The sequence below is a fragment of the Pseudobacteriovorax antillogorgiicola genome, assembly GCF_900177345.1.
Classification (GTDB): domain Bacteria; phylum Bdellovibrionota_B; class Oligoflexia; order Oligoflexales; family Oligoflexaceae; genus Pseudobacteriovorax; species Pseudobacteriovorax antillogorgiicola.
In genome coordinates, this window is sequence record NZ_FWZT01000020.1 from 118093 (window position 1) to 142454 (window position 24362).

At 45.7% G+C, this 24362-nt stretch carries 20 protein-coding genes; 9 read left to right on the forward strand and 11 right to left on the reverse strand.

Going from position 1 to position 24362, the window contains the following annotated elements; all coding sequences use genetic code 11:
- Positions 1 to 153 precede the first annotated feature (153 nt).
- On the forward strand, positions 154 to 765 hold the full coding sequence (locus B9N89_RS22630; RefSeq protein ID WP_132322809.1) for a hypothetical protein: 612 nt from the start codon (positions 154 to 156) through the stop codon (positions 763 to 765).
- Positions 749 to 2347, forward strand: a complete 1599-nt coding sequence (locus B9N89_RS22635; protein WP_159455565.1) for an ATP-binding protein — start codon at positions 749 to 751, stop codon at positions 2345 to 2347. Before B9N89_RS22630 ends, B9N89_RS22635 begins: the two co-directional genes overlap by 17 nt.
- Positions 2348 to 2421: 74 nt before the next feature.
- Here the strand turns inward: B9N89_RS22635 and B9N89_RS22640 are convergent, their stop codons facing one another.
- The 6 genes from B9N89_RS22640 to B9N89_RS22665 form a co-directional block, all read right to left on the reverse strand.
- On the reverse strand, positions 2422 to 3264 hold the full coding sequence (locus B9N89_RS22640; RefSeq protein ID WP_132322805.1) for a hypothetical protein: 843 nt from the start codon (positions 3262 to 3264) through the stop codon (positions 2422 to 2424).
- A 423-nt stretch (positions 3265 to 3687) separates the two neighbouring features.
- Positions 3688 to 4446, reverse strand: coding sequence for a substrate-binding periplasmic protein (locus B9N89_RS22645; RefSeq protein WP_132322803.1), 759 nt, complete (start codon positions 4444 to 4446; stop codon positions 3688 to 3690).
- Between the two features lie 125 nt (positions 4447 to 4571).
- On the reverse strand, positions 4572 to 6863 hold the full coding sequence (locus B9N89_RS22650) for a TonB-dependent receptor plug domain-containing protein (RefSeq protein WP_132322801.1): 2292 nt from the start codon (positions 6861 to 6863) through the stop codon (positions 4572 to 4574).
- 207 nt (positions 6864 to 7070) lie between these two features.
- Entirely contained in the window at positions 7071 to 9137 is a 2067-nt protein-coding gene (locus B9N89_RS22655; protein WP_159455566.1) for a sensor histidine kinase, read from the reverse strand.
- 135 nt (positions 9138 to 9272) lie between these two features.
- Entirely contained in the window at positions 9273 to 9842 is a 570-nt protein-coding gene (locus tag B9N89_RS22660; protein WP_132322797.1) for a DUF4360 domain-containing protein, read from the reverse strand.
- A 167-nt stretch (positions 9843 to 10009) separates the two neighbouring features.
- Positions 10010 to 11158, reverse strand: a complete 1149-nt coding sequence (locus B9N89_RS22665) for a hypothetical protein (RefSeq protein WP_132322795.1) — start codon at positions 11156 to 11158, stop codon at positions 10010 to 10012.
- A 344-nt stretch (positions 11159 to 11502) separates the two neighbouring features.
- On the opposite strand from B9N89_RS22665, the gene B9N89_RS22670 reads away from it, so the two are divergent.
- The 3 genes from B9N89_RS22670 (at position 11503) to rnhA (ending at position 14874) form a co-directional block, all read left to right on the forward strand.
- Positions 11503 to 13158, forward strand: coding sequence for a Hint domain-containing protein (locus B9N89_RS22670; protein WP_132322793.1), 1656 nt, complete (start codon positions 11503 to 11505; stop codon positions 13156 to 13158).
- A 9-nt stretch (positions 13159 to 13167) separates the two neighbouring features.
- Positions 13168 to 14031 (forward strand): hypothetical protein, encoded by an 864-nt coding sequence (locus B9N89_RS22675; protein ID WP_132322791.1) that lies wholly within the window; start codon positions 13168 to 13170, stop codon positions 14029 to 14031.
- 105 nt (positions 14032 to 14136) lie between these two features.
- A complete protein-coding gene (gene rnhA / locus B9N89_RS22680; protein WP_132322789.1) occupies positions 14137 to 14874 on the forward strand; it encodes a ribonuclease HI in 738 nt (245 codons plus the stop codon).
- Positions 14875 to 14897: 23 nt separating this feature from the next.
- Here the strand turns inward: rnhA and B9N89_RS22685 are convergent, their stop codons facing one another.
- Together B9N89_RS22685 and B9N89_RS22690 are read right to left on the reverse strand one after the other, a co-directional pair.
- On the reverse strand, positions 14898 to 15257 hold the full coding sequence (locus B9N89_RS22685; RefSeq protein ID WP_132322787.1) for a zinc ribbon domain-containing protein YjdM: 360 nt from the start codon (positions 15255 to 15257) through the stop codon (positions 14898 to 14900).
- A gap of 120 nt (positions 15258 to 15377) precedes the next feature.
- Entirely contained in the window at positions 15378 to 16085 is a 708-nt protein-coding gene (locus B9N89_RS22690; RefSeq protein ID WP_159455567.1) for a response regulator transcription factor, read from the reverse strand.
- A gap of 352 nt (positions 16086 to 16437) precedes the next feature.
- On the opposite strand from B9N89_RS22690, the gene B9N89_RS22695 reads away from it, so the two are divergent.
- The 3 genes from B9N89_RS22695 to B9N89_RS22705 all read left to right on the forward strand — a co-directional run bounded on the left by B9N89_RS22695 (position 16438) and on the right by B9N89_RS22705 (position 19546).
- A complete protein-coding gene (locus B9N89_RS22695; RefSeq protein WP_132322783.1) occupies positions 16438 to 16824 on the forward strand; it encodes a PilZ domain-containing protein in 387 nt (128 codons plus the stop codon).
- Between the two features lie 78 nt (positions 16825 to 16902).
- On the forward strand, positions 16903 to 18582 hold the full coding sequence (locus B9N89_RS22700; protein WP_132322781.1) for a hypothetical protein: 1680 nt from the start codon (positions 16903 to 16905) through the stop codon (positions 18580 to 18582).
- 121 nt (positions 18583 to 18703) lie between these two features.
- Positions 18704 to 19546 (forward strand): c-type cytochrome, encoded by an 843-nt coding sequence (locus B9N89_RS22705; RefSeq protein WP_132322779.1) that lies wholly within the window; start codon positions 18704 to 18706, stop codon positions 19544 to 19546.
- 102 nt (positions 19547 to 19648) lie between these two features.
- Here B9N89_RS22705 and B9N89_RS22710 read toward each other — a convergent pair whose 3' ends face one another.
- On the reverse strand, positions 19649 to 20128 hold the full coding sequence (locus B9N89_RS22710; RefSeq protein WP_132322777.1) for a hypothetical protein: 480 nt from the start codon (positions 20126 to 20128) through the stop codon (positions 19649 to 19651).
- Positions 20129 to 20153: 25 nt separating this feature from the next.
- Positions 20154 to 20708 carry an SCE4755 family polysaccharide monooxygenase-like protein gene (locus B9N89_RS22715; protein ID WP_132322775.1) on the reverse strand — a complete coding sequence of 185 codons (555 nt, stop codon included), beginning with the start codon at positions 20706 to 20708 and terminating at the stop codon, positions 20154 to 20156.
- A gap of 428 nt (positions 20709 to 21136) precedes the next feature.
- On the opposite strand from B9N89_RS22715, the gene B9N89_RS22720 reads away from it, so the two are divergent.
- Positions 21137 to 23809 (forward strand): ATP-binding protein, encoded by a 2673-nt coding sequence (locus B9N89_RS22720; protein WP_132322773.1) that lies wholly within the window; start codon positions 21137 to 21139, stop codon positions 23807 to 23809.
- Positions 23810 to 23827: 18 nt separating this feature from the next.
- On the opposite strand, the gene B9N89_RS22725 is transcribed toward B9N89_RS22720, so the two are convergent.
- A complete protein-coding gene (locus B9N89_RS22725) occupies positions 23828 to 24313 on the reverse strand; it encodes a DUF3575 domain-containing protein (RefSeq protein ID WP_132322771.1) in 486 nt (161 codons plus the stop codon).
- Positions 24314 to 24362: the final 49 nt, after the last annotated feature.

Here is a 24362-nt window from a genome sequence, read left to right on the forward strand (position 1 = left end):
AGTGTCTTGGGATGGGATACTACGATGGTCGGAGCAATAATTTGAGCTTAGAGAACGTCACATGGGTAACTTCAGGACTAAGATGGAGTTTTCTTGGCTTATGTATTTATGTCAAGAAGGGGGGCAACCGCCCTTCATGAAGGGAGGCCAGTTTTGGATAGTCTTGAGAAATTTTCATGGGATGACGTGCGAAAGCACCTTGGTGTTGGAATACAAAAAGCATCACACACCCTAGACGCAATGATCACGGAACCCATGGCGATTGAGATTCAGGAGTCGGATTTCACCCACTATCAAGATATAGGTACGGCATTCTATGGAGTGCCGGTAGGAGTTGTTATTTCCTCGTTCGAGGGGCCGGTATCAGGCCAGGCTTTGGCGATATTCAATGATCAGGCAGCCCAGTATCTCTTGTCGTCGTTGGTACCAACAATCGAAGCCCCATACCCTGAACGAGACGCTCTCAAAGAATCCATACTGATCGAGGTGGGGAACATTATTTTTAAGTCGCTTATGAGTACCATCGTCAAGAGAGGTGGCAGGAAGTTCAGCTACCGAATACCTGAAGTGCAAACGGAAGGGCATTTTGAACCAGATACGTTGAATAAATTTGGAAGCTTTACGGATCTAAATTCCATTCTAGTAGAAACCAAACTGGTTTCAGGCCCTTACTCCTTTGGCAATATCGCGATACTCATCCAATTTGAAAACGTTGATGGCTGGCTTAGTCATTGGAAGGAATCTCTTGATGTTCGGCTCGCATGATCCCTATGGTCTTTTTAATCACCTTCCTCATGGCTACTGTGTTCTGAATAAGGATCTTAAGGTGATCTTTTGGAATGCGGTGCTTGAGCATTGGTCTGGCTTGGCACGCAAGGATGTGCTTGGCAAGCCATTGCAGGACTTTTGCCCGAAGCTAAAAGAAGGAATCTATGAAGACCGCTTTAAGCTGGCGATCGATCTCTCGGTTCCAGCCGTTTTTTCTGCTCAAATCCACAAGTTTGTGATTCCCTGTCCTTTAGATAGTGACGATGAGGATTATCAAACCCATCAGACTTATCTTCTCCCCTTGGATTCAGGGGACTTGGTCATCCTGATCGAAAATGTCAGCAAAACCCAGGAGGTGATGAGCAACTATCGCAAGCTGGTAACAAAACTCAAAGTCGCAGAGCGAAAAGCTCTGGCCGCAGAACGATCTAAGTCGAGCTTCTTGGCGAATATGAGCCACGAGATTCGAACTCTTCTTAATGGCATCATTGGCCTGTGCGAGGAAATCGCTGCCGAGACCAAAGCTACTAGCCCTCACTACCATCTTCTGGACTTGGTAATTCAAAGCGGACACAACCTGACCACGATCATTAACGATATTTTGGATTATTCGAAAATCGAAGCTCATAAACTCGAATTGAGCCCTAGTGTTGTTTCTGTTAAAGAAGTCTTGGCCGGGACTTTGACTCTGTATCAGGGTATGGCCTTGGCCCGGCATGTGGGGCTGGAACTCGATGTGGCTGATTCTATGAAACTCGTTAGTGTCGATAAAATGAGACTTCAACAGATTGTTGGCAACCTTGTGTCAAACGGAATCAAGTTTAGTGAAGGTGGTCAAGTTTTGATCCAAGCTAAATTAGATGAGGACACCCCTCCTCAGCTTGATATTCAGATTAAGGATAGCGGCATCGGAATCAGCGAGAAGCAACTTGTCAAGTTTTTTAAGCCATTCAGTCAGGCTGATCACCGTACATCAGAGCGCTACGGCGGTACTGGCTTGGGCCTAAGCATTGTCAAATCTTTAACGGAATTGATGAGAGGTACAATACATGTGGAGAGTGAGCTGGGTGTAGGAACTCGTTTCTTGATTACTCTTCCCGTTGAGATTGCAGAAGGTATTAGCTTACCGGTTTTAGAAATGCTTTCTCAGGATCACAAGGCATCATTGGATCTAAAGCATCTGAATGTCCTGGTGGCAGAAGATAACCGTGTCAATAGCCTGGTGACAGAGCGTTTTCTTAAGCACTATGGAATCTCCGCAGATTTTGTAGAAAATGGAGAGCAGGCTGTGACAATGGTGCAGACAAAGGCTTATGACCTCGTGCTCATGGACTGCTACATGCCGCAGGTCGATGGCTATCAGGCGACCCAGAGAATTCGCCAACTCAACCTTCAACAGCAACCCTACATCGTTGCCTTAACAGCCAGCGTCCTCGAAGACGATCTTCAGTTGTGTCTAGATTCAGGAATGAATGAGGTGATGGCGAAGTCTATCATGAGACCAGTCTTAGAGAGTGTCTTGAAAAACCTTCCTGATGCAGTTCCCAAGCATGCTGAACTTATCAAGAAGAGAGCGTAATTTTTGGCTTAATAAAGTGATCTAGAGAAAATCCCGCTATCCTTGTGCAGGATTTCCCAGAGGCCAGGGTTGCTCTAGTTGTCGCAGACATTCCCACCCAGGTCTTTCATGTCTTGGCATTTTGGTCCGCAGTGGCCGTTGAATAGCCCAGTCGCCGCGATAGTACCGACGCCACCCATGGCATCGCGAGCAGCGCCACCCGACTTGCTTCCCTCATCGCCACAGTTATTTCGCCGACCTTCTTTACTTGCCATTGAAGCCGTAGAATTGATATATGCCTGGCAGACGTCGTGAATCACCAGACTAGCATATCGTTTGTTGTATTCGCTGATCTCTTGACCCCGATCATCGATGCCGCAGTGTGCCCCGCAGAGCCCGATGCATGAGGATGCATAGCCGACCTGTTTGGGGCCTCTTTCAACACAAACGTTGTAGTATATCGTCTTTCGGCGCCTTTTAATAGCATGCTTGGTCTTTTTGGATCGTCGCTCATAACGTAGGCATTGATTGTTATCAAGGGCATGCCAAGGCTCAATTAAATCAGTAACAACTGCACATTTGCAGTTATCGTTGTTCTTGTCTCCAGGAGAAAAAACGGCCACATACTTCTCTCCTTCCTCTACGGTACTATCATCGTAGCGATTGACCTTTCGAATGTTTAACACCTTGCCACCCAGTGCTGATTTCGTCCAGCAGTCACAGTCGAATACATCACCATGAACTTTATTATTCACATCTACGACAGGGGCTTCGCTACTACACGCATCCCAGCGCTTCTGGGCTAATTTCGTACTGTCGTTGTCACATAGGTGGTTCTTGCGAAGTTTGTCGATTAGCTTTCCAGCCTCCGCATCGCCGGCCGGTACGTACCATAGAAGGAATAGGGTGAAAAGGCTGAGGGCTTTGAGACTTGTCATTCGGAATCTAGTTTTCTGCTGCATGGTTGGTCCTAATAATTTCTAATGATTAAAAAAACTTGTTTGCTAATCGCTCCGCTTCTTGCAAGATACTGACCGTTATCTAACACACTGATAAATTTGGACCAAGTATCTCGGATGTCGTGGCCTTGTACGATCGCTCTTTACATCGGAGAGGGGAAAGGCACACTAACAAAAGATCAGAAAAGCATCCTATTCTTGGAACAACGTTTTATAAACGCCATTCCGCCACGGATCACCTTCTATCGGATGTGATCTTGTGATTTGATTTGATTTAAAGTAGGTTTTGGCGACTCCAGAAACATCCTTTTGAGATAAGGTATTAGATTTCTAGAAAAAAGATGTATTTAGCAAAATAGACGCCCATCAAAAAGGGAGATATTGGACCCAGAGGCCCCCTAGTTAAATACCTCTAAAGCCAAACTTCTTTAGAATGGCAAGGTAGGTTCCGTCCTTTTTGATTTCCCGTATGCCTGTATTGAAATCTTCGATGATACGGGAGTTGCTCTTCCGTACTTTGCTAGACAATAGATGTAAACTACTTTCGTTAAGAATTGGATCTATATAGACGAGGGGAGGTCTGTCTCGTACCTTGAATTTATTTAATCGATGGAGCAATATTTCTTCCGAAATCACTATCATATCGACTCTTCTAGTGAGGAGCTTCCGTATATTCAAGAGGGGTGATTTTGCGACATCCTTGATTAGGTAGTCGGCCTTATCGAAATCCTCACGATTAGCAAAGCCTTGAGATACACCGATTTTGAAGCCTTTGAGGTCCACCAAGCTTTTGTAGTTGCGAATCTTTGAGTCCTTATGGGCTACGATTCGAATTTTTACATTGTATATGGGGTCGCTTATAAAAAATTTTTTCTCACGGTCTTTTGTGTGATAGGCGCCCATCAGAATATCGTACTGACCCGACTCAACAAGAATCATTGCCCGTTGCCAAGGCATGAACTCTATTGTAGTCCGAAGTCCGACTCTTTTAAATGATTCATTTACCAGCTCGGTAATGACACCTTGGTTTTTTAAGTTCTCTCCGTAATAGGGCTCCCAGTTGAGCGTTGTCATTTTTATGATCTTACCTTCGGCAGAAAACGCACAGGTTGTGATTGCTAACTTGAGAAAAGTCAGACCCAAAAAGGTCTTCGAAACCATTTGGTTCTCCGTCGAGTGGTTGATGAAGCTGTTAAACCTAACAGTACCACTATATATACAATAAGGGCTTGTGTTAAAAGGTGATCGAAGCTAGGTTGAGAATCTAGTATTTGGTTGATACTTAATTAGAACTTCGCTTTGAGTCCGGCGAGAAATGTTCTTTTGGGTTGAGGTATCAATGAGTTTCTAAATCCTGCGGCAGGTTGATTACGATTTATCCCAGAATCCGCTTGCTCACCCCCAGGGTGAAAATACTCATTGTCCAGGATGTTTTGTACCTTTAGGGTTAAAGAAACTTCTTTGTTGGGTCTATAAGCAAACGCAGTATCAATATTCAGGTAACCATCAAGGGCCTCATTATCTCGCCTTAATGGGTTTCTTAGGTATAGATCGCGAGACGAGACATAGTTCAAGGCATAGTTCATATTGAATTGCTCTGCGGTCGGTAAGTTTACGATAAGATTGGCTTTGTGAGGTGCTATGTCGCCAAGATCTTCCATACTCCCGTTGTCTATCCAGCCCTGTCCCTCTTCTGTTGAGGCGTTGTCACCTTTTACGAATACTCCGTGGTCATAGGTGATGCTTGACTTCGAAATAGTATATGTGTAGTTGAAATCAACTTCAGCATCTCTGCTGGAAAGTGGACTCAAAAATGAGTAGTTCATCTTATATTCGAGCCCATAAACTTCTCTCTCTCCCGCATTTTCAGCTTCTTCTTTGACGACATCCTCATAACTTGAGAAAAAAGAGCCGACTTCATGATACAACTTACCAAAAACATGTGTGAAAACTACTTCTGCATTTCGGACTTTTTCTGGCTTTAGGTCCTCGTTTCCAGCACGGCCATTCCATCCACCATATACTTGAAGAGGGGCTGGTTCTTGAAAAGCGGTCCCTAATATTAATTTGAACGCCATAGTTTTTTTCGGCTTATAGATCACAGAGAATCGAGGATTGATACTAGCTCCATAGGAAGTGTTTTCGTCATATCTTATTCCTGAATTATATGTCCAGTTTTCGCTTGGTTTGTAGAGAGCTAGTGCATAAATTCCAGCATCTGTCGTATAGACTCGATTGCCAGAACCAGAGTGAGTCCAAGGGTCTGGTATTGGCATCGACACCACTTCGGAATCCTCTGCTGATTGCACACTGTCTCCGCAATTAACTCCAAGAACTGTTTTGGTTCCGTTGTTAGCTGTTGGTATAGGATTGCCGTCAGCATCGTTTGTACACCAATATCCAGGAATGATGTAAGCCTTTTGGAGATTCTTACGTTCTACCTTCAGCCCTGCGAGAATCCTAAGGCTTGATGATAGTTCAAATTCAAAATCTTGATTTAATAGAGCCGCCCAGCTATCGGATCTCCAATGAGTAAGAGTGATTCCCTTGTAGGCATCTTCATCTCCTTCTTGAGATGGATGGTAGTAGCCTTCAGCCCAATCGCCGTAAGTTGAGCTTTCTCGATATTGAAGAAATGTCTTCGAATTGAAGCTGCTCCCTGCAAAGCTATAATCTGAAAATATTCTAGTTGATCCGCCTCCCCATGGCGTATTAGATTGAGCTTTTACAGACGAATAAAACGGTCCATATGCCTGCTGACGATCTCTGTATTCAACGGCTAGAGAGAATTTACCTGTCTCAAGAGAAACCGAAACAAACTTATTTTCTTTGGGGTTTATATTGTCACCAATATTGCCAGTGAATGAGTTTGACTTGTGATCGACAATTGGCCCCCAGACATCTCGATTGTCATAAAAACCAGTGTATGATTTTTCATCCCAAGTCCAATCAAAACCTTTGCTCTGGTGATACTTTGCGTCAACTGAGAAAGAAAACGACCCTAGGTTACCAGATGAACGAGCATCTAGAATCTTTGTTTCTTTTGTGCCAAAAGATATTTTTGCGTAGTTCTCTAGTTGACCAGACTCTAAATCTTGAGACTTCTTAGTGATAAAGTTAATGATTCCGAGAAATGCATTAGGACCATATACTGCTGATGTTGGACCATATAAAACTTCAATGCGACTAAAGCTCTCAAGGGGCAAAACATGGTTGATGTCAGGATTATGTGTCCAAAGATTATTGATATTTTGCCCATCAATCATAACTAGAGTTCTTTGGAGAAAAGGGGTTCTATAACCTCTTTGGTAAGCAATGTCCCAAGCCGATGTACCAATAACATCAAAGCCTGGGAGGTCTGACAACACTTCCATGAGGTTCTCATAGCCCCGATTGATGATGTCATCCTCTGTGATAACAATTATTGATGCTGGTGCATCCATTATCGATTCTTTGTTAGATGATGCTGTTTCCACTTCTAGGCTTAGAATATCGCTCAAAGACATATCCAACGAATTGCTGTCAGCTACTGATCTTAAGGGCAGCAAAAAAATCAGACCTGATAATATGGCTCTCATTTGAACTCCTTCATTTTTAAAAATACTATCATGCCACTCTATTTTGATTCCATACAGTATTTTACCTCTTTTTGCATTGTGACCTGCGGGGAGTTTTGCAGTAGAGCTCGAAATCTAGCCAGACTCTCGCTTAGTTTCACATTCGGCTGTATCCATCATGTATCATGGCATCAATATATTCTCGTGCGGTAGGTCATCTCGGATTTTCTATGATACTTCGGAAAGCTCTGTGGTTTCCTCCTGGGCGAGGGGAACTTTTAAAACAAAGGCGGTGTTAGCTTGTGTTTCATCTAAATAGAGATCAGCTTGGTTTTGCTCGGCCATAGAACGGGCCATGGAGAGTCCCAGACCTACACCTTCTCCTAAATTCTTGCTAGTAAAAAACGGATCGAATATCTGCGATCTTATTTTTTCTGGTATTCCTCTTCCATTATCCATCACTGTGAAAAGAACTGAGTCAAAAGTCTGATCCACATGAATTTCTACTTTGGGTCCTATAACACGAAACGATTGGAGGGATTCGAAAGCGTTATTCAACAGATTGATGATGATTTGACAAATCTGCGATTCCTGGGCTTGTACCTGAACCTTGTCATCGTCTAAGTGGTTCACAATTTGATAGCGAATATCGCTATGAAGAAATCTTGCTTTGGTCAAGGAACGAACATGTAGCAAGATGTTTTCAATGCTGACAGAGCTTGTCGGCGTCGATTCACTTGGTTTAGCGACTAGTTTGAGGCTCTCCACAACGTGGGTGATATGCTGAATCCCCGTTTCAATGCCCTCTCGAAACTCTGTGATCTGCTTCGGGCTGATGGGCGCTTCGCCATCCTTATGGTCTAGCTTCGAAAATGCGTTTTCAATATTGACAAGAGGGGTTCCTAGCTCGTGGGCAATGCCTGCGGTTAAATATCCTAGGGATGCCGTCTTTTCCCTTTGTATCAGCTTCGCTCCGGCTTCGGTGAGTCTTTCGTTGAGAAGTTTAATGCTCTCTTCAAGTTGCTGATTCAGCCTTAAAACCTCTGACTTGGAATCCCTGGCGCGGGACTCGCCTCTAGCAAATTGCGACGCAATCTTAAGGGTTTGGAGAATTACAAAAAGCGTTAGTCCAATGAGCAATGTGTTTTGGAAGCGATTGGGCGATGCAAGGGCATCCATAGCTACTAGGAGGTCGTGAAAGCCAGTTAAGACCAATGCCGAAAGACCGATGATGGATGCCATATGACGTTGGATCTGAGGTAAGTAGGTGATGATTACCGCAGCGAGATGAACACTAACCAAGCAGAGTGTAAGTAAGTTTGGAATGATGTTCATTCTGGAGCTGAGGTTTGTGTTACCTGATAGGGATAACGCTAGGAATACCGGGAGGAACAGCCAACAGACTCGGGTTGCATGACGGCCAAGCTTGGTGGGCAGTAGCTCGACACCCAGTGACATTCCGACCGGCACAAAAAGATAGAAGCTACTGAACATCAAGAGTCTGGACATGTGCCAGCTAAGGTCGGGGAAAAAAATATGAGCAATGGTATCCCCATGAGCCACCGAGCAGCGAATGATTCCAGTCAAGCAGATGGCACTGATGAGCAAGAATACGATCTCTCGGCGAATGAACAGGTAGAGCCCGAGAAAGAATAGACCCATGATCAAAATACCACCGGTTAGCGTTAGATTGCCAATCTGATTGATGACTCTCTTTTGCTCAAAAACCGCGGTCTTTGCGATTACCAAGGGATACCATGTTCCACCCTGATAGTGATTAAAGCTAGACGTATGAAATACTAGTTCGACACTTCGATCACCAGGGGTTAGCTCAACGACCCGTGCTCCCGCCTTCGGTTGCTCGCTGTCTGCTTCCTTTGCCACCTTACCTTGCTCCACCACCAATTCGCCATCGATGAAAAAGCGATACGCGGACGGAATTTCGTCAATTTTTAGCTTCACACTGCCCATAGGCCTGCGATCAAAATGCAAGGTTAGGCGATAGGTTCCGAAGCTGTTGCCTTTCAAATGGAAGCCGTTAGCCTTGTTGTTGTGCCATTTACCAGGTACGGAGAAATAGGTGCGGTATTTATCGTCAAGACTACGAAGTTCGTGGGGGCTTAGGAACTCTTGGTAATAGAATTCCCACTCACCCTTGATGTTCTGCAACTGCTCAAGGGACGCAATGGGCACGGTGACGTGACCTTTTTTTGCTATCAAACTGGCAGCTTGCACCGGCATCGCTTGGCCATAGAGGCAAGTGAGTGTGAGCCACAGCATTGTTTTGAGAAGCATACCATTCGCTTTCATGGTTCCTAGCTTGATCGGTCGTGTGCTGAGCTGGTTGGAAGGCAAAAGCTGCCGGTAGGAGAGGAGGAGAACAAACTGGACTAGGGGACCAGCCCAGTTTTTTAAATTGGTAAAAGATGTTTAGGTACAGCGTTGCCAGCGGATACGCACGCTGGTTTGGCTGTTAGCTGTTAGATAGCCCCAACCATATCTTGAAGAGTTACGGTTGAGCAATCGAATAGCTGTATTGATGTTCAAAGCTCGGTCTTCATCACACGAGCTTCGAATAGCTTCGCTGCTTTGCAGGCGAAAACTTTGTTGGGTGTAGCCCTGAAATCGCTGTTCAACAGTAGGGCCAAAGCCTTGGCCTTGGATGTAGGCTGCGAGCCGGGCGCTGCCTTCCACGCCTTGTCCTACGTGGGCATACCCAGTCGCTTGAATTTGCTCCACGACATAGTACCAGCCAGCAGCTGGGGCAATGTTAAGGGTTACTTGGCAGTTCTGGCGATCAAAGCGGTCATCGCCACTGATGAAGATTTCTAGTGGTTCGGTGTTAATCAGAATGGTGTCGCCATTCACGTTAAATCGGGGATCGTTCATGGGGCAGCCTGAGCCATTGGCGACAATGCTTGCCACCTCGGTGCTTGGTGTCGCCCCTGCTAGGGTTGAAATAATCCAAACAATGCTTAAAAATATCAAATTCCTGTTCATACTGACCTCCTGCTTCGTGTCTCTGATCCTAGACTAAGACAAGTGAGGGGCCAGGTCTAGGCTTACAGAAACATGTGTTCTGTAAGCTCAATCTTTAGGAAACAGTGTAGGAAATTCGGGTACTAAGGGATGTATTGAATCAGCCTAAAGTTAGCATGAAATCGTTGCTATAGGGAAATCTGTGCACCAGTATCGGTATCGACTTCAATAGTACTAGGGCCAACACTAAACCAATTGACGCCATCATGGGAGCCTCTGATACTGATAGACGTGGGTGAGATTTCTGAGTCCTCACCGGCGCTACCAACGATGCGAATTCCATCGAGTGCCACTGCGGTAAAGAAAGAAAACTCCAAATAGGGTGCTTCGTCCACAGCGAGGTCGCCCTCACTTGAGAACAAACCACTACTGGATTGCCAGCGGGTACTAAAGCTGGTGTCACTGAATGCCTTCCAGCCATCAAACCCAGCTGCCGCTGCTGAGCTTGTCACATATACGGAATGGTTGCCGATGTAGCCGCTAGATGAAATGAAGAATGCGTCTTGCCAAGTATTGTCAATCGCGAGCTGCAAGTACGCGATGGCCGCGTAACTGGCACTTCCGGCAAGCTTCTCAACTGCAAGGCGGTAGCGAGTATAAGTTTCCGTTTCGGAACTCCAGTAGGAACCGTTTAGGTTGTTGGTCCCCAGTTGAACGGTAGTATCTGGCTCGACGGTGAGTCGTGTATCGTGACGATAGTCGCCGTCGACGACCTGGACACGATAGTCACCAGGGGCGAGGTCGAGAATGTAAAAGTTGCCGTTATCATCGAGACGATAGGTCCCCTGATCCAGTCCCACGAATTTGATGTAGGTCTCATCTGACGTCAGTCCTTTATAACGACCCTGCAAAGCCCCCAAAGGTTCCAGGTCAACAGCACCCAGATGGCTACCCTTGGCCCCAGAGACGAAGATATCGCGGACCGCGCCTACGGCGACGCCATCGCTTCGATTCGCCTTGATATGAAGTATTTGGTTTCCTAAGGGAACATTGATGATTTCATAACGCCCACCGGAGCTGTGACTGGCGCTGAAGTATTCGGCAGCCCCCATGATATAAGCGTCAACGGTTTCAGGATCGATGGCGGTATCCAGTTCGAAACTGATATCACGACCCTCGTGACTTAAGACTAGAGCTTGGCTAGTGCTATTTGCTGGTGACTCGGCCACTTGTACAGACGGTGTGTCATAGGAATCCCTCTTAGAAATGGGTTCGCTAGATTCTGAGCATGAGGCACTAAAGAGGAAGATCGTCACAATTCCGAAACGTCTCAACATGCTAGGTTTTTTCCTTTTCTAAGGGGTTTTATTTCCTATCGCGCCGAAGGGGAGAGGTCTAAACTGGATTTCATTTCCTGATATTTTACTGCGGCTTAGCACTTAAAATAAAGATTCTGATCAGAAGGTTTTCACAGCTTTTTACAAGCAACTACCCAGGATTAAAATAAGGCGATCAGGTGCGTTTTTGTGAGGCCAGCTCTCACATCACGTTTATTTGCGTCTCAAAAACCTTTAGAGGGTCTTTCAAGTCAATGAAAAAATATGGAAATGATGACTTATTTAGTCGCCTGTGATTTTGAGCCGTTAAGGAACTTGAATCAAATTGGCTTGAGGAATTGAATATGTTTTCCATTTTCCGCTCGGAAGAAGGCAGCTCGACTGTATTTGGCCTAATGGCAGCCCTTTTTGCATCAGGTTACATGCTGATGCAGGTTAGCGAGACTCAGAAAGAGTCGCAGATGGTCCGGCAGGCACGTGCGAGCCAAGATAAGGGCCAAAATAATCTGTCTGCACTAGCCGTAGTCCGAACCCTTTTCCATCACCAGGTGGACGACAAGCCAATCCTCTACCTGAAAGATTACTTCAATCCTTCAGAGGCAAGATTAGAGCTCAATGCCAAGTCTAAAGCTAAGATCTCTCTCAATAAGGGCCAGGAAATTCTTCTTAAGACAAAAGATGTGAGTGATGTGGAGGTCGAGGCATTTGATGAACTATTTGAATCTGGTAGTGAAAAGAAGTTAGATCAGATTCAGACAGAGGCAGATCTTATAGTACCAGAGATGTATCCTGGGACATCTTTAGTGACGGGAATCCACTTTAAGTCAAAAACTGTGACGGAAGATGTGCAATCAGCGATCCACGCGTTTGTTCCGATTCCCGCGCCGCCAGTTCCAAATTGCAGCGTGACAATTCTCGATCAGACTCCAGAAGAAATTAAAGCGAGAATTACACTCACGGGGATCGTCGCTAATGCAAGGGCTGAACTGCTAATGGGTTCCCAGATGGAATCTAAATTGGTGGCTGCTAATACGGGGCAGTACGGTGAAACACAGACTTACACGACAACCTTTGAAAATCCAGGGACTGGTGATTTTACAGTTACGGTGCGGGCGCAAGGTGTTGGTCGCCTTGACTCCGAAGGAAACTACCAAGCAGACCTACCTGGGACATGTAGTGAAACCGGGACCATTCAATTCTCGGTTGCTGAGAATTGCGGGCAGAACATCGCTCCAATGGAATTCCCTCAACCCCAAGGGTGTAGCGCCGCTATGCCTTGCGGAACGCAGGCTGCTAACACACCGTTCCACCACGATTACCACTTGAAGTATGGTTTGGGTGTTGCGCCGAAGCTTTTTACCAACGCTGAGATTGCTGCCGGTTATCGGGTGTGCTTTCAACACAGCCTTTATGGATCTCAAGCTGCGATTGAGGCGGCAGTCATCAAGTCAGGTGATATGAGTATCGCGCAGAATCAGGCCATCTATGCCGTACAAAACTGCGAAAATAAGGGTTTTATCCAGTGTCGTAATAATATTGGTTGCTTCGATCCTGAAACTAAGATCCGCTTGGCGGACGGCAAGGAGACGGTCATTACTGAACTTAAAAAGGGCGATCTAGTATATAACCCAATAACACAAAGGTCTTATCCGGTGAAGAGGCTCATCGTTGGGCCGGAGCGGAAGCCCATGAGAGTTATTTCATACCAGGGTAAGCAAGTAAAGGTTACTCTAAACCATCCGTTTCCGACTCGCTCAGGAACCAAGATGGCTCGGGACCTGACATTAAATGACGAAATCGCAATCCGCCCGGGTATCTGGGGAAAAATCGAAGTTCTTAAGACTCTGGCCCCGACAGACGATCAAGTCGTGTGGAATCTGGAGCTTGATGGCCCTGAAGATCACCAGCATCACTGGGTGCTTGCCAATGGGGTGACCAGCGGTGATTTTAAGGTGCAACAAGACCTTGAAGCCATGAAACCCCGTTTTGTGAGTCGTTGAGGTATTGCTATGTTTCGCATGGTCATGGTCGGCTTTGGTCTTCTGGTGGTTTTCTTTGTTTATCGATTCAATTCTGACAAAGCTAGGCCTACAGCTCCCATAAAGCAGCCTTTAAAGAAACCAACCATTTCCAAAGTGAGGGACGTTGGCAAGGAGCGTAAGGTAGCTTTGAAGCGTCAGCAAAAGATTGTCCGATTAGAAAATGCTATAGGATTGTCTCCCATGACACTTCCCGCGAAGGATGGGCAGCAGTGGGTGAAGGTTCGCATTGAACCACTGGTCAAACGTTGCCAGGTCGGGGATTACGATCTGATTGGATTGGACCAGTCTTACCATAAGAAGCCTAATATTATTCTTAGTTTAGAAGACCTGTCCCAGCCTGGAGCATCCCGATCGAATATCAAGCCGGTCAAGCTTAAGGATCTTAAAGAAGGGTTCGTTCACCGTTTTCCCCTGCCAAAGAACTTGGATCACGGTCACTTTGGGATTTTCCTCTGCCAGGATAGCTCGCGACGTGGGTATTGTCATAATAAGAAGCTTGATTCCATGAGCGGGTTACTTGATTGGCACCGAGACGCCGTTGCGGGAAAACGGGCTTACCCACGCAAGGATCGCATTTACCTATTTCAAAGCTTCCTGAAAGATGGCCCCATGGCGAAAATGATTGATCACACGGTTATGGACGCCAAGCACTACAAGGCAATGGCCAAGCTTATCAAGCTGCGGCAGGGGGGGAGTGGGAGCAACCAAGCGGCTTTTTCAGCTAAATCCCACCGTCAGCTAGGCTCTATTCCTGCACGAATGGACGGTGACACAATGATCATCACCATTCCCCGGAACGATCCGAGTTGCAAGATATTTGGCTTGCTCTAGTTCAGCCCTTCCTAAATATACCGCCCTGAGTTTCATGAGGAAAAATCCCCCTGTACCTGATAAACTGTGGCCTTTGAAATATGGCTGAATGATCTAGAGTGTGACATGAACAAGCTGATTCTTGATGAAACAATTCTTATATTTACCGACGGTGCCTGCAAGGGCAATCCTGGGCCAGGTGGCTGGGGCGCTGTTATCGCAAAGCCTGATGGGCATGTTTTCGAGTTGGGGCGGGGTCATAAGAACGTCACTAACAACCAGATGGAAATGACTGCTATTGTCGAAGCGCTCCACGCTTTGGGCCAAGACCCAGGTGATGTGGCGATTCTTACGGACTCAACCTATGTCATCCAGGGCATCACCCAGTGGATCTGGGGGTGGATGAGAAATGGATGGAAAACAGCTTCAGGAAACGATGTGAGCAACAAGGAGCTATGGCAGAGCCTTCTCACTGCTGTCCAAGGACGGGAGAAGATCGGCAAGATTTCATGGCACTACGTTCGTGGGCATCGAGGCATCGAGGGCAATGAGCGTGTTGATCACATTGCTTCAGAGTTGGCCTTAGGGCATAAGGTTGACTTGTACGATGGCACTCTTCTGCGCTACGATCACGACATCCACAACATTCCAGAGGATACTTCTCTTCCCGAGCGCAAGGAAAAGCCTTCAGGAGCTAAAAAGAAAGCCTACAGCTATCTAAGTTACGTTAATGGGGAGCTAAAAATTCATAAGACTTGGGCAGAGTGCGAAGCTCGCGTTCGCGGGCGAAGCGGAGCAAAATTTAAAAAGGCTATGAGCGCTTCTGATGAGCAGCAGATCAAAGAGGACTGGGGCCTCAGTTAATGTAGCGAGGCCATAACCTACTCTCAGGCCTTTTTGACAAAGATAGACTTGAGTCCCATGGCTCCAAAGCCATCGATTTTACAAGAAATATCATGGCCGTCAGGGCTGTCAGGCACCAACCGAATGTTTTTAACTTTGGTTCCTGCCTTCACGGGAGAGGATGCTCCCTTGACTTTCAAGTCTTTCACTACGGTGACGGTATCCCCATCTTGAAGGGGGTTGCCGTTGGCATCTCGAATCACAGTTTCGTCATTAGCAGAGCCTTCGGAAGCTTGATGAACGCTCCACTCATGGCCACACTCTGGGCAAATCCAGAGGCTTCCATCTTGGTAGGGGTAATTGGAGTTGCATTGTGAACACGTTGGTTGATCGGCATCTGACATATTTTTCCCTTGCATCTTTCAGAGGATTCTAGGGGGACTTTTGACCCCATGAACGATAGTAGTATCTCATCTGGGGGCAATATGTAAGGAAAACTTAGGTGCCTAAGTTGATCGCTATGGTCAAGAAGATTGCCTAGCCAGAAGGTCTTCGAGGCGATAGACATCATGGTTCCGATCAAAAATAACCCCGAGGCCTGAGGACGCAATCTTCTTCCGAAGGCTGGCGAGGTGTACTGAAAGAATGCGTGGTGCTACCGATTGGCCAGACCAAATTTCTTCATTGAGCTCTGTCTTGCTAACACCCTGTTCGCGATGTTCTAAGAGAGCGTCGAGTATTTGAAACTCCTTGCCTGTAAGTTCTGCTATCATCTCGTTATGCAAGTACACCTTGCGAAGTTTAGGGTCCAGCTGAATCCCAAGGTACTCCTGCTGAGCTGTACCGCTGCATTGCATTTCGATAGCATTCAGGCTCTTTGCTGCTAACTCATCTAAGTTAACTGGTTTGCTGATAAAATCCACAACTCCTAAAGCTAGGAATTTTCGTACAATATCAAGACTCGGACGCCCGGAGAGTACGATAATTCCACAATGGGCCTTAAGATCTTGCATTTCTGCGGACTGGAGTAGATCGATCAGAGTATATTCAGATGATAGATGGTAGTCACTGATGAGAAGATCTGGGTAATAATTTTCCGCTTCGCGAAGCTTTTTGAAGATAGCCTGGCGACTTTCGAAACACTCTATGTTGAAGTACTCTGATAAGCCCTGGGCAATGGTTTCTAAAAGTAAAGAGTCATCGTCGAGGAGCCAAACATCATGCCGTTGCACCGTAACAAACCTCCTATCTAAGGGTTCGGTGACCCTAACAAATACTTGAGTGTCTTGTTTAGTACGGATGTTTGATCTATTGGGAAACTTGGGGTGCAATCACATTTTTCTGCGACTCTGATAATCGTGACCCTGTGGTAAAAGTCCGGCTCAATAGTGCATATGTCGGGGTATTTAAAACATAAAGTGCAGCCTAAGAGTTCTTAGTCTAATCAGGGTCAATGATTTCGAAGGAGGGAAATAAGTCGCCCATGAAAGCGAGCAATGCTGGATAGGCATTGATTTGGTCTCTGTATGCGATACCCCTAGCGGACTATATTCACAGCTTGATTAAAACGGAGAACCAAAACTCATGACAACAGAACGACGACAAGCAAACCGTAAGCAAGTTTCCCTTGATGTTGTCAACGACAACCTCCAAGTGCTATCCCTGGGCCAATACTACGACTGCGAAATGAAAGATCTTTCAGGTGAAGGTGTCTGTCTCAATGTCAACGGCATGTTAGATCTGGAGCAGAATGCCATGATTATCTTGGTGGTTGGAGAACGGCAGTTGTTTATACCAATGAATACCGTTTGGTCTAAGTGGGATGATGGTAACACTCACATTGGTTTGAATTGCAGTGGCACAGACTTGGATCACATCTTTCAAAATTTCCTTGCCAGTAAGATTCATGAAGCTGTTATCGATCAGGGCGAGCAAGACGTCGGACGCTTTCCTAAGCAGAAGGGTGCGTAATCCATCTTGAGCCGAGAGGCTATTGATCCTAAGGTAGGAAGTTTGCGATAATATCAGCAAAACCTGCACAGGATAGCCATGCTTCGCCTACTCCTTTTTTTCTTGCTGAGTCAGTCTGCACTTGGCGACGATGATGTTCCCCATCGTGGGGCTTCGTATTTTGATTATCTCTTGAAAGAAGCTGGAATCACCTATGATGGTCGGGAGCAACCGCTAACGCCACATCCCTATCGCCGTATGGCAGAGGCGATCAATCAGTTCACGCCATTCTTCAGCGCTGTCATTCCCTTTGGGCGCTCACTTCAAAAAATGGCGAGCTACCCACAAAGCCTTAAGTATCCACGTCTTTTGCTTGCAAGCTCTGCTGACAAGGCGGGATTGAATACCCATCTTGAGGGGAGGCTATTCATTGGTTATGTCGAGCCTACCGGAAAGCTAGAAGTTATTAGTTACAACAATCAGTTAGGGCGTTTTGAATTTCAGATAGTTGACGATCTGATTCCTGGAGGCAAGGCAAAAATTCGATATGCCCGTCGGGAGCTTTGCCTTCGCTGTCATCAGGGTGGAGTTCCGATCTTTGCTGGGGGAGATTGGCTCGAAGCCACCGCATTCAATCATAGTCTGCGGTCATTAGTAGAAGAAGCCATGAATAGCAACCAATACCTTGGAGTTCCCTTGGCCCGGGATCAAAAAGCTGAGGCCTACGATCTCTGGCCAAGACCAGAGCGCTACGATGATATGGTCAACATTGGGGCTCGCCTCATAGGCTATCAAAAGGCATGGCAAGAGTTATGTCCCGCGACATACCAGCGGTCAGACTGCTGGTCGACCTTGCTTTCATGGATGATATTCAGCAACCTATACCCAGATCAAGGATTTCCCGTACCTCGTCGTTTGCTCGACCAATTCTATAAGGTGCTGGGAGACGGCACCATCGATATTCCTGAAGATCGCATTCCTGATCATGATCCTGTTCAGAATGGTAAGCTCTCCTATCAGCTCCCAAAGAACAAGGACCCCAGCCGGAACCGACCTAATCTTCGTTTGATTCTGCCATCCAAGAAAGACCAGCTTGGAGATCAGTACTACAAACTCTATATTCTGGTGCGGAGTATGGGCGAAAGTCTTTTTACGGAGAAAGATTTCGAACTGCTCCGTGAGCACATTGGAGATCCGCGGGGGCAGCAAACCAAAGCCATTGCATATGATCTATCGTTGGATCGCTGGCATGCCACCGATGGCTACTGTATTCCATCGGCATTGGGCATGAAGGATGTTTTAGACCAAAAGAAAAGTGAATTGAAAGTTTTTTGTTATGGCTCGCCCATGAAACTCATGAGATCTGCATTTCAAAAGATTCACCATTCTCAAGGGGCAATCATCGTCCGTGAGTCGGTTCTCAAGCAATTAGACGGCTACCTAGCAACCCAGTTCTGGCAAGATCTTTGTTGTCAGGAAGATCAAGCTATTAGCCAAGAAACGTATTCCAAAAGCAAGTCTTATTTGATTAAGAAAGATCTAAGTGATCAAAGACTTAAGCCATTCTTCGAGTTTTGTAGTGAATGCCATCTCCATCAAGATTTACCACCCCCATTTCTTGCTGGTGCTAGCGAAAAGATGGTTCTCGATCAACTCCGTTCTCGCAAGAAGCTTATCGAGTTCAGGCTCAGAGAAGGACAGATGCCACCACATTTCGCGAGCAAGATCCCCAATCCAGAGCAACGCCAGGACTTGCTTCAAATTATCCTCGGTCTTTAAATGTCGTTCATACCTTAGAATCATTGACAAAAACTCACTCCCATTTACTCCTGTTTAGATGTAGCCGAAGGAGCGAGCTAAATGGCGATGCAAACTCACAATATTCCTAATAAGGCGTCTCATGAGTAAAGTTTTATATCTAGGTATCGCTACTAGTCTATGTGTTTTATCCTGCAAAAGTGAAGAAAAAACGACTAATGAAGCCCAGCCTCAAGCGGCGAGTTCGGATACCTCCTACGGGGAAGCGCTCAATGAAATGAAGGCAGCGTGTCGAACAAGCCCAACCTTTAGTCATGATGGAGCCCGAAACGGCAGCCTGATTCCCAACTACACGGGCTTTAATGCAAACTCACCGTTTAACGTTACACTTACAATTCGGGTGACCTGTAACCCTAGCCTCAGTTCAGAGCAAATCACAGAGCGAGTTGGTGCGGAATACGTGGATATCATTTATCAAGCGCTGTCCGATTGGGCCTTGGAATATAATTGGTTTTCGGACAGATCCATTACCGCAGAGTTTGACGAGAACCTTGCCGAACTAGCTAGTTCAAGTGCAACCGATGATATGAGTTGGACCATGGTCTTCAACACCAAAGGAGGAGGGGACATCGACGTGAAGCTGGGCAGTTCTGATAATCTGGAGGTTGACGATTTCAAGATTATTGCGACAACCTATACCGATGAGGCCATCACTTCGGGAGAGAATATTTTCAATAATCGAGCCAACGATGAGGGAACCTGTATCTCCTGCCATAGTGATGGTAATACAGCCCCTGTCCTCAATGGTGAATATATTAAGATTTGTTCCGATGATGAGACAGTTGGTGTCATTCTCAATGGTGCTTACAGTGGATCAGGGCAATGCAGTGGTGATGACCTGCCCGAAGTTGACCCACATGCTTTTGCCAGCATGATCACCGATGCCGAAGCTCGATCGATTATTGCTTGGATGAGGACTCAATAAGACAAGATCTACCCTGAATAGCAGCAACGGAAAAAGGAAGGCCTCCAGTTTAGAGACCTTCCTTTTAATTTTTAATTAGTACTAAGTAACAGATCAGCCCTACTATTCAGGGCAGATCTTAGGAGAATGCTGAGAATTACCTACCCCATTGACGGCAAGTATAGAAAAACAGTATGCACTTGGATCGACAACTGTGGTTCCTAAAGCCTCTTTGATCTGAGCATCGGTCACTGAGAGGGAATACTGGTTGCCTTCTAAGACAAGGTCAGCAATGGCTGTGCTACTGATCTCCAGGGGAAGTTCTCCCGGTGGAATGAGAAATAATTTATACGCGGTAATGCCGGGATCAGCAGCGTTATCCCAGCTCATGCTGAACACCTCTGCTGGGGCTTCCTCACCGCCATCTCCCGCACTTTGGTCTTCGCCCTCGGCGGATGAATCACCAGTATTATTTTCTGTACCAGCTTCGCCACTGGCTAGAGTGCGGCGAGGCTTGATTTCAGGTGTTGGCTGGCAAGCATAAAGAAGCCAAACTCCTGAAAGTAGAACTGATACGCTAACAATAGAATGTTTTAAAGTCATAATTTAGTTCCTAGTTTTCGTCGTTTTACTTACTTACTGCAAAGCCAGTTGGTGCTGCTGGCGGTGGCGCGTCAGCACTAGTGATGATGGCATCAACGCATGACTTATAGTAAGTCTCGTTTGCGCCATTCACCATGACTTGAACCATCTGCAAGGTGCAATCTGTGCAGGGGGTGTCGGGAACGACAAAGCTACCGGTATAGCGATTAGGGTTTGCTCGTGAGGGAGCTCCGGCCTGATCATCTGTAATCGTAACGATGTTGGTAAAGTTAATCTGGCCAGCGGTAGAAAGGTTCATCTCATAACGACCGTTGTGGTTGATCGTTTCTTCGATCTCGAATTCAACAGTCTCGCCTACCACCAACACAACTGGATTGGTCCCTCGGTTGACGCTGTTCCGACCACAAGGCATATCGTCGGTGGTTGCACCGCCCTTGTTTGCATCGCTGCTGTTTCGTGGAACTAATTTTGGTACTGTGTTATCAGCATTTACAACCCGAAGTCGGGCATGGCTAAAGCCGAGGTCTGGTGCTAATGCTCCGCTCAAGATGATACTAGCGATCATCGTTAATAATTTCACGATAAGGTCCCCCTGTGTTGTCCTATAGACAAAAGTTTTCACCCACTCGAACCATATCGGCCAGAACTCAAGGAAAACTAAACAAAAAATATAAAATGCAGAGATCTCTACGGAAATAAAGTGGCATTGGGGTCGTGATTTTCTGCCTTGGAGGAAGAATAGAGTGGTCCTGAACTTTACGCAGAAGGCAGAATGAAATTCAGGCCTTAAGATTTGGACTGGGTTCGACAACTGTGAGAGCCACGCCAAGGGCAAAATAAAGATAGCTCAGTTACTCTACGATTCTCATAAGTTCAGCCCACCCAGTTCTTACGTTCCCGAAATTATCTAGTAATTTCCAAATCTTCTGTCATCGTAGGCTTATCTTTTCTAGGTGAAGTCCGAATAGGAGTCGAATGAACACAAGTAGATTTTGACGGGATTGCTTCGTGGTTAAGTACCGCAAAATATCCGAAAAATTGAGCCTTAAAACCATCCTCGTTGTTGTCGTTGGACTCGCAGCCTTCTCAATGGTTTTGAGTGTCTACAACTACGAAAACATATCGAAAAGCCTTGAGATGAAATCCCAGAGAACCCTTGAGTTAGGCGCACTTTCACTGAAGGGGCCTGTGTGGGATTACGATAGCGAAAATGTAGCGAAGATTGCAGAGGCGATTCTGCAAGACGCAGATGTCCTTGGTATCGAGGTAAGAGATAAAGACAACACCATCTTTTACCAAAGTGATATTGGCAAGAGGTACAAGACCTTAAGTCGATTGAAACGCTCCTCTCAAGTTATATATCTTGAAAAAGCTATGTATATGGATGAGCAGCCCATAGGCAGGGTTGCAATTGCCATTTCAAAAAAGTCCGCGTTCTACAATATCCGGCTAACGGTCTTGATCATCATCCTGTTTGCAATTATCGCATGCATGTCGATTATCTATTCGTTGCAGAGTAATATTAAATCTGTAATTGAGATTCCCATCAATCGTCTCACTGTTCGAGCTATTGATCTTGCCAAGGGCAATCTTGAAGATAGCATCGAAACGACGGGTAATGATGAGCTTGCTATTCTGTCAGGAACTCTAGAAGAAATGCGGCAATCAGTGAAGCGAAAGATTAGTGACCTGGATCTACTAAACGACTCTGGAGTTAAGGTTAATGCTGAAAATGGTCGTGAATTTATAATTAACTTTGCCAAAGGTATCTTTAAAGAATTTCTCGAAGCTGAAGCTGTGGCTTACTATCGTGCGACGAGCGATAAGTTAGAAACCCTTGGCACTGCATCAGTGTTCAAAACCCTGATCGAGGTTGATCAGGATATGAAATACATTATTTCATTTAAGACAACAAAAGTCTTTGAGGATGATGAAAGTATCAAAATATTTACGGATGAGAAGGTCGCTCGCTTGGTGGTCATTCCTATTGCATCACTAGAAAAGAATTTTGGATACATTTGCCTTACCGTAGAAGAAGAACTAAAGGACACAGCATTTATTTTTTGCGACTCTCTTGCGCGGATCATTGCAATTCGTTTGAATAGTATCGAGTTGCTAGAAATAATCGAAGAAAACAATCGAAATCTAGAGGCCACTGTCAAACTTCGAACAAGAGAATTACGGCATGCAAATGCCGAGATCAAAGCAATATTGAAGCATATCAGACAGGGTATATTCACAATTTCAGAAGGGCTCCAAGTGGACCCTGAGTACTCAGAGCATCTCCAGGAGATCTTAGAAACTAGAAACTTGGCTGGTAGCCATATCCGTGATGTTTTATTGGATCATTCTAACCTGAGCGGTGATCAAAAAGATCAAGTTTTAAGTACACTTGGCGTAGCCCTAGGTGACGATCCACTGACTTTTGAAGCGAATATGGACCTTCTGCCGAAAACGATTCAGTTTGAAGGTGAAAGGGCTAAGATCCTCGACGTCGATTGGCATCCTGTGTTGTCGGAAGGTGCTTTAACAGAAAAGATTATCATTACGGTTCGCGATATGACAGAGTTTAAGGAACTCGAATCAAAGGCGAAGCAACAAGAAGCACAAATTAGAATGATCGGCGAGCTTCTCGATATAGACAAAGAAAGATTTCGTCAGTTCAAGAGAGAATCCTTGGATCAACTAGACCTCTGTAATGATATTTTAGAGTCTGATCGGACTCACACTGAAGCGATTCCCCTACTATTTCGCAATATCCACACTGTCAAGGGTAACGCGAGACTAAAGGGTTTGAGCTATGTGAGTGATGAGGCTCATGGGCTTGAATCGCTCCTTGATACCTATCGTCAGAACCCACATACAAAGGTTGAGCGTAGATTGATTAAAAAAGGGATCGAAGCTATCAGAGCTAAGGTATTAGTGTACTCTGACTTCTTTGAGAACCATCTTTTAAAGCACGAGAAAGATACCGATCAAGTTGTGATCGATCAGCTGGAAAGTGTTATTGGTCTATTGCACGAAGAAATTCAGAGTGTACCTATACAACAATCTCTCGCTATATTGAGCCGTATTGTCAACCAACACGACGGGCAAGAACACCTTCACGATATAATCAACGTTTATGTTCATAAGATCAGCGACGTCGCCGAAAAACTCAGTAAGCCAGCACCGCAGTTTCACATAACCATGGCGGATATACCATTAGACGACGATCGGGCGAGTCTTGTTAGGAAAATCTTGCCGCACCTTATGAGCAATAGTTTGAGCCATGGAATCGAAAAACCAAAAGATCGCATGCTAGATGGCAAAGCCGAGCAGGGTCAAATTTTCATCCAAGCTGCTGTTCATGAAGGTCAACTGCAAATCGAATACTGGGATGATGGCAAGGGTCTCGATCTTGAAAAACTCCGTAAACGCGGCCGAGATAGCAATTCTATTGCGAATGACGCCAGTGACTTCGAGATTGCAAATCTCATTTTTACATCGGGAATTTCCACGACATCATCGACCAATGATATATCAGGTCGGGGGGTTGGTTTAGATGCTGTAAAATCTTTTATCGAAGAGGTTGGAGGTCAGGTAGCCCTATCACTCGTTGAAGGTGATGAGCGAACTCGGCAACGATTTCGCTTTCATATCAGCTTACCGATAAGCCAAGATCAACTCTTAGTAGGCTGACCTGCTCCCAATAGGATTTTAGATCGCGTAACCGATAGTCCATTCAAGTGCTGGCAGGCCAATACTCAGTCCTTCCGATTGGATGTACTGAACACCACCACCTACTGAGGTGTTGAAGTTTTCCCACATCCATTGATAACCGCCAATCACTCCGACATTTGCTACTGTCGACCCGATATCATCATGGGACGACGTTACGGTTGCCAATCCTGTGAAAGCTTTTAGGTAGCCAGTATCCTCGAAGACTCCCGAAAAGTAGTAGCCAGCTTCTAGATTTGCGCCGACAGCTGTAATGTCATCATCATCCCATCTCAATCGAGACATAGAACCGGAAACTCCCATACCCACATTTTCGCTCAATTGAAAAACAACACCAATATTAGGTACACCTAGAGCCAGTGACAATGGATCAGTTTTAATATTATATGTTTTCTCTGTCGCAAAAGACGTTGAGCTTGCTAGTAGTGATAGAAGGCCCGCGAGGGCTAGTGTTTTAATTTTCATCTTGGTCCTTAATTCCAGTAGTTATCGTACACTGCTGGACTAAGAGCAA

Excerpts from the sequence above, each read along its gene's own strand:
- B9N89_RS22635 (WP_159455565.1), top strand. The coding sequence starts at position 749 with ATGTTCGGCTCGCATGATCCCTATGGTCTTTTTAATCACCTTCCTCAT.
- B9N89_RS22640 (WP_132322805.1), bottom strand. The coding sequence starts at position 3,264 with ATGACAAGTCTCAAAGCCCTCAGCCTTTTCACCCTATTCCTTCTATGG.
- B9N89_RS22645 (WP_132322803.1), bottom strand. The coding sequence starts at position 4,446 with ATGGTTTCGAAGACCTTTTTGGGTCTGACTTTTCTCAAGTTAGCAATC.
- B9N89_RS22650 (WP_132322801.1), bottom strand. The coding sequence starts at position 6,863 with ATGAGAGCCATATTATCAGGTCTGATTTTTTTGCTGCCCTTAAGATCA.
- B9N89_RS22655 (WP_159455566.1), bottom strand. The coding sequence starts at position 9,137 with ATGCTTCTCAAAACAATGCTGTGGCTCACACTCACTTGCCTCTATGGC.
- B9N89_RS22660 (WP_132322797.1), bottom strand. The coding sequence starts at position 9,842 with ATGAACAGGAATTTGATATTTTTAAGCATTGTTTGGATTATTTCAACC.
- B9N89_RS22665 (WP_132322795.1), bottom strand. The coding sequence starts at position 11,158 with ATGTTGAGACGTTTCGGAATTGTGACGATCTTCCTCTTTAGTGCCTCA.
- B9N89_RS22670 (WP_132322793.1), top strand. The coding sequence starts at position 11,503 with ATGTTTTCCATTTTCCGCTCGGAAGAAGGCAGCTCGACTGTATTTGGC.
- B9N89_RS22675 (WP_132322791.1), top strand. The coding sequence starts at position 13,168 with ATGTTTCGCATGGTCATGGTCGGCTTTGGTCTTCTGGTGGTTTTCTTT.
- rnhA (WP_132322789.1), top strand. The coding sequence starts at position 14,137 with ATGAACAAGCTGATTCTTGATGAAACAATTCTTATATTTACCGACGGT.
- B9N89_RS22685 (WP_132322787.1), bottom strand. The coding sequence starts at position 15,257 with ATGTCAGATGCCGATCAACCAACGTGTTCACAATGCAACTCCAATTAC.
- B9N89_RS22695 (WP_132322783.1), top strand. The coding sequence starts at position 16,438 with ATGACAACAGAACGACGACAAGCAAACCGTAAGCAAGTTTCCCTTGAT.
- B9N89_RS22700 (WP_132322781.1), top strand. The coding sequence starts at position 16,903 with ATGCTTCGCCTACTCCTTTTTTTCTTGCTGAGTCAGTCTGCACTTGGC.
- B9N89_RS22705 (WP_132322779.1), top strand. The coding sequence starts at position 18,704 with ATGAGTAAAGTTTTATATCTAGGTATCGCTACTAGTCTATGTGTTTTA.
- B9N89_RS22710 (WP_132322777.1), bottom strand. The coding sequence starts at position 20,128 with ATGACTTTAAAACATTCTATTGTTAGCGTATCAGTTCTACTTTCAGGA.
- B9N89_RS22725 (WP_132322771.1), bottom strand. The coding sequence starts at position 24,313 with ATGAAAATTAAAACACTAGCCCTCGCGGGCCTTCTATCACTACTAGCA.